The following is a 12,520-nucleotide window of genomic DNA, read 5'->3' as shown; positions in this document are numbered from 1 at the left end:
CCGATCGGCGGGCTGTGGAGGGGAGGTCGAGCGACCGGCGCGACATGATCGCTGTCGTACGACGACGATGGTGTCGCGAGCCGCCTGCCGGACCGGGGGAGGGACGTCGGGCTGCGGCGGGGCGACGAGGTCGCTGTCGTGCGACGTCGACGCGGCAGCGCGGCGCCGCGGACGGGCCGGCGCGCGAGCGTCAGGTCGGCAGGACGACCGGTTCGGTGTCGGGCAGGGGGCTCGCGTCGCGGCCGCGCAGGTCGGGCAGCCAGCTGCGCATCGCCAGGGGGAGCAGCACGCCCACGCCGGCCATCACGGCGCCCACGGTGAAACCGCCGATCGGGCCGTTGCTGTCGATGAGGAAGCCGGCGACGGCCGATCCGCCGGCGGCGCCGATGAGCTGGCCGGTGCCCATCCAGCCGTAGGCCTCGGCGGTGTCGGAGAACTTGACGGTCGCCGAGACCGACCCGAACATGACCGCGAGGGCCGGGGCGATGCCCACACCGGCGATGACCAGTGCGAGGCAGAGCCACCAGAAGCCCGTGCCGCCGAGGGCCAGGGTGAGGCCGACGAAGACGACGGCCATGCGCGTCCACAGGGTGTTGCGGGAGATCGGGCGGTGGCCGAACGCCAGCCCGCCGAGCAGGGAGCCGACCGCGAAGACGGCGAGGACGATGCCGGCGTTCGGGCTGCCCTCGCCGAAGACGCTGGTGACGCTGGCCTCGACCGCGGAGCAGGCGCCGATGAGCAGCAGACCGGTCAGCGTCGCCACCACGACCGAGGGGCGGCGGAGCACGACGCCGAACGCGCGCTTCGAGCGGGGGATGCGCACGCGACCGAGTTCGGGGGAGGCGATGAACCACACGCCGCCGATCACAAGGAAGACCATGGCGACGACGATCGCCTGCACGGTGCCGACCTGCGTCGCGACGAAGGTGGTGATGACCGGGCCGGCGACCCAGATGAGCTCCTGGGCGCTGGCGTCGAGCGAGAACAGCGGGGTGAGCTGCGACGAGGTCACCATCTTCGGGTAGATGGTGCGCACCGCGGGCTGCACGGGCGGAACGGCGAGGCCGCCGAGGAACCCGACCACGACGTAGGCCCAGAGCGGCATGGTGGAGAAGGCGATCACGACCATGCTCGCGAGCGCGACGATGCTCGTCAGGACGAGGACGGGGCGCATTCCCCAGCTGCCCATCCAGCGGCTCGTCAGCGGACCCGCGATCGCCTGCCCGATGCTCGTCGTCGCGAGCACGAGGCCGGCGGCGCCGTAGGAGCCGAAGACGTGCTCCACGTGCAGCAGGTAGGCCAGCGACAGCATCCCGAACGGGAAGCGCGCGGTGAGCTGTGCAGCGATGACACGACCCACGCCGGGGGTCTTGAGGAGGGGGCCGTACGTACTCACGACACGAGTGTACGGACCGGACGGAACGGGCTGTCCCCCGTCCTGGGGAGGGGGTCTGCCGCGACACGCCGACACGCTGATTCCACACATGTGGATCGAGGCTGTCCACGGGTGTGGGGAAGTGTCGGTGGTCGGGCGGAGACTGGCGGAACGACGGGCCTCGCAGGAATCCACAGCGTGTGGAGAGCGTTGTGGAGAACTACACGGCTGTAACACTTCCTCTTGTGGTCGTTCACCCGGCCAGCCACTAGATGTAGTGTGGAGCCATCGCAGCGGCCCCTTCCCGGACACGTCTGCGAACAGGCATCAGCACCACCTCACAGCACGCAGCGCCCACCGGCGCGAAGCGCCTTCGAAGACCAGTAGAAATCAGGGGAGACCATGGCAGTCACCGTGTACACCAAGCCGTCCTGCGTCCAGTGCACCGCGACGTACCGCGCGCTCGACAACAAGGGCATCCAGTACGAGGTGCACGACGTCTCCACCGACGAGGCCGCCCTCGAGCACGTCAAGAGCCTCGGCTACATGCAGGCCCCCGTCGTCGTCACGGACGACGACCACTGGTCGGGCTTCCGCCCCGACAAGATCGCGACGCTCAGCGCCGAACTGGGCTGATCGCCCCGGTGCTCCCGGCCCGTCGCGGCCGGGAGCACCGACCCCCTGATCTGCTGTCCGCATCCCCCACCTGGGAGTGCACATGAGTCGCCTCGTCTACTTCTCGAGCGTGTCCGGCTACACCGCACGCTTCGTCGAGAAGCTCGGCCGTGACGCGGACCGGATCCCCCTCTACCCGAGCGAACCGTTCCTGCACGTCGACGAGCCCTACGTCCTGGTCCTGCCCACCTACGGTGGCGGCAACGGCGAGGGCGCGGTCCCCAAGCAGGTCATCAAGTTCCTCAACGACGCCCACAACCGCTCGCTCATCCGCGGCGTGGTCGTCGGCGGCAACACGAACTTCGGCGAGGCGTACGGCCTGGCAGGGGACGTCGTCGCACGGAAGTGCAACGTCCCCCTTCTCTATCGATTCGAACTCTTCGGGACCCCTGACGACGTGTCGGCGGTCAACTCAGGATTGGATGCATTTTGGACGCAGCAGTTGCAGACGTCGATCTGACGTCGCCGCAGACGGGGATGGACTACCACTCCCTCAACGCGATGCTCAACCTCTACGACGCGGACGGGAACATCCAGTTCGACAAGGATCGTGAGGCCGCCAAGCAGTTCTTCCTGCAGCACGTCAACCAGAACACCGTCTTCTTCCACAACCTGAAGGAGCGGCTCGACTACCTGGTCGAGAACGAGTACTACGAAAAAGCCACGATCGACATGTACTCGCTGGACTTCATCCAGCAGCTCAACGACCTGGCGTACTCGAAGAAGTTCCGGTTCCAGACGTTCCTCGGCGCGTTCAAGTACTACACGAGCTACACGCTCAAGACGTTCGACGGCAAGCGGTACCTGGAGCGCTTCGAGGACCGCGTCGTCATGACCGCCCTCGGCCTGGCCCAGGGCAACGAGCAGCTTGCCATCGACCTGGTCGAAGAGATCGTCGCCGGCCGCTTCCAGCCCGCGACCCCCACGTTCCTCAACACGGCGAAGGCCCAGCGCGGCGAGCTCGTCTCGTGCTTCCTCCTCCGCATCGAGGACAACATGGAGTCGATCTCGCGCGGGATCAACTCGTCGCTGCAGCTCTCGAAGCGCGGCGGCGGCGTGGCCCTGCTGCTCTCCAACATCCGCGAGGCCGGCGCCCCGATCAAGCAGATCGAGAACCAGTCCTCGGGCATCATCCCCGTGATGAAGCTGCTGGAAGACTCCTTCTCGTACGCGAACCAGCTCGGTGCGCGTCAGGGTGCCGGCGCGGTGTACCTCAGCGCCCACCACCCGGACATCATGAAGTTCCTCGACACCAAGCGCGAGAACGCCGACGAGAAGATCCGCATCAAGACGCTGTCCCTCGGCGTCGTCGTGCCGGACATCACGTTCGAGCTCGCGAAGAACAACGAGGACATGTACCTGTTCTCGCCGTACGACGTCGAGAAGGTCTACGGCGTCCCCTTCGGCGACGTCCCGATCAGCGAGAACTACCGTGCGATGGTCGACGACTCGCGCATCAAGAAGACGAAGATCAAGGCGCGTGACTTCTTCACGACCATCGCCGAGATCCAGTTCGAGTCGGGCTACCCGTACATCGTGTTCGAGGACACGGTGAACAAGGCCAACCCGATCAAGGGTCGGATCAACATGTCCAACCTGTGCTCGGAGATCCTGCAGGTCAACACCCCGACGACCTTCAACGAGGACCTGTCCTACAAGGAGATCGGCAAGGACATCTCCTGCAACCTCGGCTCGCTGAACATCGCGCTGACGATGGACTCGCCGGACTTCGGCAAGACCATCGAGACGGCCATCCGCGGCCTGACCTCGGTCTCGCAGATGTCGCACATCACCTCGGTGCGTTCCGTCGAGGACGGCAACGACAAGTCGCACGCCATCGGCCTCGGCCAGATGAACCTGCACGGCTACCTGGCTCGTGAGCGCGTGTACTACGGCTCCGAAGAGGGCATCGACTTCACGAACATCTACTTCTACACGGTGCTGTTCCACGCCCTGCGCGCGTCGAACAAGATCGCGATCGAGACCGGCGAGACCTTCGACGGCTTCCGCGACTCGAAGTACGCGTCGGGGGAGTTCTTCGACAAGTACACCGACCAGGCGTGGACGCCGGCGACCCCCCGCGTGGCATCGCTGTTCGACAACGCGAACATCACGATCCCGACGCAGGACGACTGGAAGGCGCTGAAGGCGTCCATCCAGGAGCACGGCATCTACAACCAGAACCTGCAGGCCGTCCCGCCGACCGGTTCGATCTCGTACATCAACCACTCGACGTCGTCGATCCACCCGATCGCGTCGAAGATCGAGATCCGCAAGGAAGGCAAGCTCGGCCGCGTCTACTACCCGGCGCCGTTCATGACGAACGACAACCTGGACTACTACCAGGACGCGTACGAGATCGGTGCCGAGAAGATCATCGACACGTACGCCGCGGCGACGCAGCACGTGGACCAGGGCCTGTCCCTGACGCTGTTCTTCAAGGACACCGCCACCACGCGCGACATCAACAAGGCGCAGATCTACGCATGGCGCAAGGGCATCAAGACGATCTACTACATCCGTCTGCGCCAGCTCGCCCTCGAGGGCACCGAGGTCGAGGGCTGCGTCAGCTGCATGCTGTAGAGCTGCTGCTCTCTTCCTGGAGGCGCGGGGCGGGCCCCGCCCCGCGCCTCCAGTCCGTCATCAGATCACCATCCCGAATCCGGAAGACAATCCCATGACCCTCACCGACCCGGTCCACGCCACGGGCAAGTCCATCCCGCTGATCAGTGCGGTCAGTGCCATCAACTGGAACCGCATCGAGGACGACAAGGACGTCGAGGTCTGGAACCGGCTGGTCAACAACTTCTGGCTGCCCGAGAAGGTGCCGCTGTCGAACGACGTGCAGTCGTGGAACACACTGACGCCGGCGGAGCAGCAGCTCACCATGCGGGTCTTCACCGGCCTGACGCTGCTCGACACCATCCAGGGCACCGTCGGCGCGATCAGCCTGATCCCCGACGCGATCACCCCGCACGAAGAAGCCGTCTACACGAACATCGCGTTCATGGAGTCGGTGCACGCGAAGAGCTACTCGTCGATCTTCTCGACGCTGGCCTCGACGCCCGAGATCGACGACGCCTTCCGCTGGTCCACCGAGAACGTGAACCTGCAGAAGAAGGCCCAGATCGTCCTCGACTACTACACCGGTGACGACCCCCTGAAGCGCAAGGTCGCCTCGACGCTGCTCGAGTCGTTCCTGTTCTACTCCGGCTTCTACCTGCCGATGTACTGGTCCTCGCGCGCGAAGCTCACCAACACCGCCGACCTGATCCGCTTGATCATCCGCGACGAAGCCGTCCACGGGTACTACATCGGGTACAAGTTCCAGAAGGGCCTCGAGGGCGCCTCGGAAGAGCGCAAGCAGGAGATCAAGGACTACACGTTCAACCTGCTGTTCGAGCTCTACGAGAACGAGGTGCAGTACACGCAGGACCTCTACGACGGCGTCGGGCTGACCGAGGACGTCAAAAAGTTCCTGCACTACAACGCCAACAAGGCGCTGATGAACCTGGGCTACGAGCCGATGTTCCCCAAGGAGACGACGGATGTGAACCCGGCGATCCTGTCGGCGCTGTCGCCGAACGCCGACGAGAACCACGACTTCTTCTCGGGGTCCGGCTCGTCGTACGTCATCGGCAAGGCGGAGAAGACCGAGGACGAGGACTGGGACTTCTGATCCTGGTCTGACTCATTTGAGGAGACGCCCCGCTGGCCTCGGCCGGCGGGGCGTTCTCGTTCTCTTGGTGACGCGGAGGCGTCCGGATAGCGGACGCTCATCGAGATTCGCATCGGACGCGTCATGTGAGACGGGCGGTGTTCGGTGCGGGCGTTGAACGCGGAGGTGTGCGGTCGAGGACCGGCTAGTGGACACCCCTAGCAGCGCTTCACATGGCCCGCCGCCTGAGAGACTGCGCGCATGATTTCAGACTCCGTGCCGTGGCGTGAGCATCTCTGGAAGGCCGCGACGGCACTCGAGAAGCGTGCGAACTCGACTCGATGGGTTGAACGGACGTCGTTCCTTGTCGAGCGCGACCTGTTGAACGGGATGTTCGCGATCCGGCGTCTGGTCGAAGCAGCGAAGACGTCCTCGAACCTGCCCGCGGAGCGTATCTCTTGCGGCGTGCACCCGCTCACCGGACGGGTACCCAAGATCTACGACAGGTGGTCTTTCTGGGAGCACTACGACATGGCCTCAAAGCAGCAGACTCAGCTGACGGTGAGAGAGCTAGTCACGATCTTCATTCATTCATTCGTGTTTGACTTCTACCCCGAGTCGGACGCTGAGCCAGCAATGATCTGGGTCGTGTCAGACCGCGACCGGCACAAGCGGCTCTACTCCGTGACTTTCGAGAGAGTGGTCGCCCTGTTTCGGCGGGTCGGTAGCGAACACGTGATGTTCACGGCCGGTCCGTTCGACGAGTCAGCGGTGCGGCTGTCGCAACACGACATGGTCGACGCCGGGTTCGCTAGGTACGAACCGTTCCCCTATGCGACAGGCTCGGACGCATCAATCAGTCAACTTCGATCGGCCTTTCCATCGCTCGCCTGGTCGCCGTTCACCGCCGACCGTTAGCCGATCGCCTATCGGACACCGTCAGGACCGACAGACCTGTGGCGTCCGAGGCCGATCTCAGCCGCGACATCGTTCCAGCGTGCTGCAGTGTCGTCAGTCTCGAATCCGTGCAGGCCGTCGTGGTTTCGCTCGCGCTGACACCGGTACCGCCACCAAGTTGACGGACAGTGCGCTGTGGTGTTCACGCTCGGACGGTACTGAAGCGAAAGGGGCAGTTGTGAATCAGTGTCTCGGCACCATCCCCGGAGCGATGTTCCGCGCTGAGGCCAGCGCTTCACGCCTGACGTCAGCCTCCGGATCGGCTACTGAGACACCCTGGTTAGGGCGACCTGAGGTGCCCGGCTTACTGGACTCCAGCGAGCGCAGGGGACGACTATCCCGCGCTCTATCCCGCAGTACCCATCGAGCGCGCGGCTCGCAGCAGATTGTCTTGGAAGGCTCCCGTAGCTTCACCTGACTGGAGAGCGGTCACCGTTGCGTAGCCGAAGGTGACAGCGATGAGCCAGTCCGTTGTATGCGCCGCGACGTCCCCTGCCCGTTCGGCGTCGTCTTGCTGCTCAGACCAGGGTTCCAGCGTCGTGGTGAGCAGTTCCCGGAGGTGCTCGAGGTTCTCCTCAGCGATGCGTGCGAGGTCCCGGTCCCTGGCCATCTCGCCCCACACCTGCACCAGGACGCTCGTCTGCGCACGGTCCGCGGACGGGCCGGCGAGCAAGCGGGTGAGGAGCGCATCCGGGGTGACGATCGAGGCAGGGCCGTCCGGTTCCGCGGCCACCGCGGTGAACCTGCCTTCGAGCATCGTCGACATCACGTAGCGAAGCAGCTCGGCTTTGCTGTCGAAGTGCGAGTAGATCGCACCGGACGACAGCCCGGACGTGCGGATGATGTCCGCCATTGACGTCCCGCCGATGCCGTTGACCGCGAAGCACTCCATCGCGGCCGCCGCGATCCGACGACGACGCTCCAACCGAGTGGCTTCCCTGAGACGAGGCATGCAAAGAGCCTACGTGATCTGCTAGCCTCGCAAAAAGCACGACCATTCGGTTTGGGTGAGCGGCGATGACGAGGGAGCACGACATGGCACAGCAAACGGGTCAGCGGCACGCGGTGGTGACCGGGGCGAGTATCGCCGGCTTGTCGACCGCGTTCTGGTTGCGGCGGACCGGGTGGGAGGTCACGATCCTCGAGCGGGCCCCGCAGTTCCGAGACGGCGGGCAGAACGTCGACATACGAGGCCTGGCACGCGACGTCCTGGAGCGGATGGGGCTCTTCGAAGCCGTGCAATCGGCGAACACCACCGAGACAGGAACCGTCGTGGTGAACGCCGACGGGACGGTGCGAGCGACCCTGCCCTCCGACGGTCCGGAGGGCGCCACTGCCGAACTGGAGGTGCTCCGTGGGGACCTGGCGAGGATCATCCTCGACGCCGTCCCGGACGTCACGATGATCTACGGCGAGACGGTCGTCGACGTGGAACACCACGACGGCGGAGTGACCGTCGGCACGAGCGCGGGGCGCCACCTCGACGCCGACCTCCTCATCGTCGCGGAGGGGGCACGGTCGAGGACCCGTGATCGCCTGTTCCCGGCGGACTCGATCCACCGTCGAGACCTCGACATCACGATGGCGGTCGGGACGATCCCGCGGACGGCTTCGGACGACCAGACGTGGCGTTGGTACAACGCCGTCGGCGGCCGGTCCGTCCACCTGCGCCCGGACAACCACGGCACCACCCGCGCCATCCTCGCCTACGCCCCGGGCGAGGACCTCCTCGGCGTCGACCGCTCCGAAGCGCTCGCCCGAGTGCGGGAGCGCTACGCCGACGTCGGGTGGGCAGCCCCTCGTGTCCTCGACGCCTTCGAACAGGCGGACGACCTCTACTTCGACCAGCTCACCCAGATCCGGGTCGACCAGTGGCACCAGGGGCGAGTCGTCCTCGTCGGTGACGCCGCCTGGTGCGTGACCCTGATGGGCGGCGGCGGAGCGTCCCTCGCCCTCATCGGCGGCTACGCCCTCGCCGCCGCACTCTCGGACGACGACAGCATGGACCCGACCCACGCCCTCGCCGCCTACGAGCAGTGGATGCGTCCTCTGGCCGATCGAGTCGGCCGCACCCCGAAGGCCCTCGTCCGGTTCGCCTACCCCCGGACACGGCTCGGCCTGACCGCCCGTGGAATCGCGGACCGGCTCGTCACCGCGACAATCCTTCAGACGCTCGTGCAACGCCTCCACGCCGGCAAGAAGGACGATGAGCAGCTCACCCTCCCCGCGATGACCACGGTCAGTGGCGGGACCACGAACGAAAGGCTGGCCTGACTCCTCATGGACACTCCGCACTTCGCTGCCGCGGTCGCCGCGTTCGTCACCACCCTCGGTGACCGCATCGCCCCGGGCATCACCTCCTTCCCGGAGCTCTTCACCGAGGACGCGGTGATCGACGTCCCCTTCGACGGAGTCGGCAATCAGCAGCCAATCGTCGGACGACCCGCAATCGAAGCGATGGCAGTGGGCCTTGACGGCTTCCTCTGGTTCGACGAGGTCACCTTCCGCACCGTGCTCTCGACGCACGACCCTGCCGTCGTAGTCTGCGAGTACGAAGCAGTTCTCCGACGCGCGGACCGCGACGGGCGACTCCGCCGCCGGTACATCGCGGTCATCACCGTCCGGGCCGGGCGCATCCGCAACCTGCGCGAATACGGCGGCCCCTTCACATCAGCGTGACCACATCACGCGAAGGCATTAGCCCGACACGACGCACGGCCGGTAACGGATCCCCTACGGACGCTTCGTCAGACCTGTTCGGCGCTGTGATCGAAGGCAAGCGGCAGCAGGTCGCTCGCTGTCACGCTGACGAGGCCGTCAGGTCCGGGCAGGATGACGCGCATGTGCGGGTGGTAGTCCGCGAGTATTTGGCGGTCGCGCCCACACGGGTTCTTGACGCCCCGGCCGTGATTACCCACGGCGACTACGTGCGTCAGTTCGGTGACACCGCTGGCGCGGGCTGCTCCGAGCGCCACGAGTTCGGCACAGGGTCCGCCCGTGAAGTGGTAGACGTTCACACCGGTGAAGATCCGCCCGTCTGTGGCGCGAACAGCCGCACCCATGGTGTGCACACCGTCCTCATCAGGGCCCGCATCGGTGACGGCATCAATGGTCGAACGAGCTGCCTCGACGAGGGCGTGGTCCTCGTCTGTGAGGTCGGCGGCAGAGGGTGGGAGGGCACCGAACATGCTTTGACACTAGGGCGCGAGGCGTTCCGGAAGGGGATCGCCACCAGGCTCGCCAGGAACAATCGTTTGTTCGGGAGGCGGTTCGTCGGTGGTGTGCCGCTTGCTGGACACAGGCGCCGAAACGGTGCAGCGGAACAGCCGTCACGGTGGTTTTGTGCCGAGTGACCTGGACGCCGACATGGCCCAACCCCTCACCGCGCGTGCAGCGCTACCGAGCGAGCTCGTCCTCGACGAACGCTGGTCGTGCCAACGTGACGGCCGGGATGGTCGTCACGAGCGCAACGACGAGCAGGAAGAGCAGCGGGAGCGTCCATCCGCCGGTGACGTCGTGCAGCAGCCCGACGAGCAACGGTCCGAGCGCACCCACCGCGTAGGCGATCCCCTGTGCGAAGCCGCTCAGCGCGACGGTCCCGGCGGGAGTTCGCGTGCGCCCGTTGATCAGCACCAGGCAGACCGGGAAGAGGATCGATCCCGCCCCGATGAGCAGTATCCAGAGCAGCGTCAGCGGTGCGGGCGCGAGGAGGAGGCCGAGGTAGCCGAGCGCGAAGCTGACGATGCCGGCGGCGATCACCCAGCCGACGTTCCGGAGCCGTCCGACGAGGAGCGGCGCGAGGAGTGCACCAGGGACACTCACGAGACCGGTGACGGCGAGCAGCACCCCACCCTCCGTCGGTGTCGTGCCGGCGACGTCGCTGAGGATTTCGGGCAGCCACGCGAAGCTGGCGTAGGTGAGGATCGTGCTGGTCGAGAACGCGAGCGTGATCGACAGCGCCACACGTGATCGCCACAGACCGCTGACAACAGCAGTCGACGGCGCGATGGTGCCGGCATCCGACGCCGGTCGGCGACGCTCCCTGACGGCGACGACGAGCCACGGAACAAGCGCGGCGATCGGGGTGATCGACCAGATGCCGAGGGAGAACCGCCACCCGGCGTACTGGGCGACGGGCGCCGCGAGGGCGGCAGGCACTGCGGTGCTCACCCCGACGACGCAGGCGTACACCGCGGTCAACAGGGCCACCCGATCGGGGAAGTACCGCCGGACGATGGAAGGCAGCAGCACGTTGCCAATGCCCGTACCGGCGAACGCCACGACGCTCCCGATGAGGAGCATCCCGACGCCCGGAGCCGCCGCGCGGATGAGGTGCCCAGCGGTGATGAGCAGCAGCGCGAGTCCGGTTCCTCCGTCGAGCCCGAGCCTGCGTGCGACATGGGGTGCGATAAAGCCCGAGGCAGCGAACAGGAGTGGTGGCAGTGTCCCGAGCCAGCCGACGTCGAGGTTGGAGAGTGGGATGTCCACGCGGACGTCGCTCAGGATCGGAGAGATCGCGGCAACCGCCTGCCTCAGCGAGAACGCGACGAGCACGATGCCCAGGAATGCGGCCGTACGCCCTGCCCACAGCGGCAGGCGGCGGTCATCAGGCACCTCGCAATCCTAGGCTCGCGCTGACGAGTACCTCGATCGACGTTGTCGAGCGGTGGCGGGACGGTTAGTCCGTCACTGGGGGATAACCCCCTCGAAACGGCGGGGCTGCCCACCACCGGACGCGGGACAGCACCATCGTGCACCATGTCCCTTCCCGTGAGGCTGGGTAGATAACGCACAGCTCGCCGACACAGAGCGTGCCTAGTAGGAAGACAACGCATGAACCTCCACCGCTCCCGTCGAACCCTCACCGCCCTTACAGCGGTCGCCCTCATCGGTGGCGCACTGTCCGCATGCAGTGCCGCTCCCAGTTCCAACTCCACCCCAAGCGCCCACACCACGTCGGCAGGGCTGCACATGGTCAAGAATGACGGCCACCAGCTCGCGTTCCACGTGACCACCGGCACGCTTCCAGCGATCGTTCTCGACGCCGGCGGCGGCAATGACTCGAGTTACTGGAACAACCTCGTCCCGATCCTCTCGAAGCGCACCGGTGCCGAGATCATCACCTACGACCGGTCCGGCATGGGCAGGAGCGAAGCGGTGCCCGGAGCGTTCTCCGTGACGGAGGCCGCCTCGGACCTCCACGTCGGCCTCACCAAGCTCGGTGCAGCAGGCGACGCAGTCCTGGTGTCACACTCCGAAGCGGGCGAGGTGGCGGTGAACCTCGTCCAGCAGCACCCGAAGGACATCACGGGAGCAGTCCTCGTCGATGCGAGCCTGCCGCAGTTCTACACACCCACCGAAACGGCTCGCGTCGTCGCCGCCAACGCGCCCGTTGTCGCGGCAGCGAAAGCGCAGCCCACCCAGACGCAGGCGACGAAGCAGCTCATTGCCCTCGCCGAGAACTACGGACCCGATCACGCCGCTTACCACAAGCTGGCGTGGCCCAAGTCGATCCCTGCGACGGTGATCGTCTCAGCCACGACCCCGTTCGACACCGCCTCAGACGCGGCTCTGTGGCGGAAAGCGGCGTCCGCTTTCGCGGCCGCCGGCCCGGACCGCCGTCTCGTCACCGCCGCTCACAGCAGCCACGACATCCCCCACGACCGGCCGGGTCTCATCGCCGACGAGATCACCCGCATGGTGAAGGATGGGCACTGAACGCCCTCGCAATAAGGCTCACTCACCTTCCCCTATGAACCCCACAGCGACGCAGCAGACGGACCACGCCCGGCCCAAGGTCGGACGTGCCCTGTTCCGGGCGGCGACGTGGCGAGAGTTCGCGTTTCACGTGGCTC

12 protein-coding genes are annotated in these 12,520 nt (G+C 66.2%); 8 read left to right on the top strand and 4 right to left on the bottom strand.

Annotated elements, in window-relative coordinates:
- Positions 1-190: 190 nt before the first annotated feature.
- Complete coding sequence (locus BIU94_RS15950) at positions 191-1,396, bottom strand: MFS transporter (protein WP_071262888.1); 1,206 nt, start codon at positions 1,394-1,396, stop codon at positions 191-193.
- Positions 1,397-1,777: 381 nt separating this feature from the next.
- Here BIU94_RS15950 and nrdH point away from each other — a divergent pair, with 381 nt between their 5' ends.
- The 5 genes from nrdH (at position 1,778) to BIU94_RS15925 (ending at position 6,626) form a co-directional block, all read left to right on the top strand.
- Positions 1,778-2,011: a glutaredoxin-like protein NrdH gene (gene nrdH, locus BIU94_RS15945; protein ID WP_071262886.1), complete on the top strand. Its 234-nt coding sequence runs from the start codon at positions 1,778-1,780 to the stop codon at positions 2,009-2,011.
- A gap of 82 nt (positions 2,012-2,093) precedes the next feature.
- Positions 2,094-2,510: a class Ib ribonucleoside-diphosphate reductase assembly flavoprotein NrdI gene (nrdI, locus tag BIU94_RS15940; protein ID WP_071263051.1), complete on the top strand. Its 417-nt coding sequence runs from the start codon at positions 2,094-2,096 to the stop codon at positions 2,508-2,510.
- 17 nt (positions 2,511-2,527) lie between these two features.
- Positions 2,528-4,633 (top strand): class 1b ribonucleoside-diphosphate reductase subunit alpha, encoded by a 2,106-nt coding sequence (gene nrdE, locus BIU94_RS15935; RefSeq protein ID WP_139196019.1) that lies wholly within the window; start codon positions 2,528-2,530, stop codon positions 4,631-4,633.
- A gap of 94 nt (positions 4,634-4,727) precedes the next feature.
- On the top strand, positions 4,728-5,729 hold the full coding sequence (gene nrdF, locus BIU94_RS15930) for a class 1b ribonucleoside-diphosphate reductase subunit beta (RefSeq protein ID WP_071262881.1): 1,002 nt from the start codon (positions 4,728-4,730) through the stop codon (positions 5,727-5,729).
- A gap of 240 nt (positions 5,730-5,969) precedes the next feature.
- The gene (locus BIU94_RS15925; RefSeq protein ID WP_139196430.1) at positions 5,970-6,626 is read left to right on the top strand and encodes a hypothetical protein; all 657 of its coding nucleotides are present in this window, start codon (positions 5,970-5,972) and stop codon (positions 6,624-6,626) included.
- Positions 6,627-7,011: 385 nt separating this feature from the next.
- On the opposite strand, the gene BIU94_RS15920 is transcribed toward BIU94_RS15925, so the two are convergent.
- Entirely contained in the window at positions 7,012-7,617 is a 606-nt protein-coding gene (locus BIU94_RS15920) for a TetR/AcrR family transcriptional regulator (protein WP_083404911.1), read from the bottom strand.
- A gap of 83 nt (positions 7,618-7,700) precedes the next feature.
- Here BIU94_RS15920 and BIU94_RS15915 point away from each other — a divergent pair, with 83 nt between their 5' ends.
- Complete coding sequence (locus tag BIU94_RS15915) at positions 7,701-8,939, top strand: FAD-dependent monooxygenase (RefSeq protein WP_083404916.1); 1,239 nt, start codon at positions 7,701-7,703, stop codon at positions 8,937-8,939.
- A 6-nt stretch (positions 8,940-8,945) separates the two neighbouring features.
- On the top strand, positions 8,946-9,344 hold the full coding sequence (locus tag BIU94_RS15910) for a nuclear transport factor 2 family protein (RefSeq protein WP_071262875.1): 399 nt from the start codon (positions 8,946-8,948) through the stop codon (positions 9,342-9,344).
- 68 nt (positions 9,345-9,412) lie between these two features.
- Here BIU94_RS15910 and BIU94_RS15905 read toward each other — a convergent pair whose 3' ends face one another.
- The gene (locus BIU94_RS15905) at positions 9,413-9,853 is read right to left on the bottom strand and encodes a cytidine deaminase (protein WP_071262873.1); all 441 of its coding nucleotides are present in this window, start codon (positions 9,851-9,853) and stop codon (positions 9,413-9,415) included.
- Between the two features lie 208 nt (positions 9,854-10,061).
- Positions 10,062-11,279 carry a CynX/NimT family MFS transporter gene (locus tag BIU94_RS15900; protein WP_071262870.1) on the bottom strand — a complete coding sequence of 406 codons (1,218 nt, stop codon included), beginning with the start codon at positions 11,277-11,279 and terminating at the stop codon, positions 10,062-10,064.
- Between the two features lie 219 nt (positions 11,280-11,498).
- Here BIU94_RS15900 and BIU94_RS15895 point away from each other — a divergent pair, with 219 nt between their 5' ends.
- Positions 11,499-12,383: an alpha/beta fold hydrolase gene (locus BIU94_RS15895; protein ID WP_071262868.1), complete on the top strand. Its 885-nt coding sequence runs from the start codon at positions 11,499-11,501 to the stop codon at positions 12,381-12,383.
- The last annotated feature ends 137 nt before the right edge of the window (positions 12,384-12,520 follow it).

Origin of the sequence: Curtobacterium sp. MMLR14_006 (assembly GCF_001864985.1) — a bacterium.
Classification (GTDB): Bacteria; Actinomycetota; Actinomycetes; order Actinomycetales; family Microbacteriaceae; genus Curtobacterium.
Note: the sequence above shows the minus strand (reverse complement) of the source record. Positions and strands in the feature narration are given on the sequence as shown.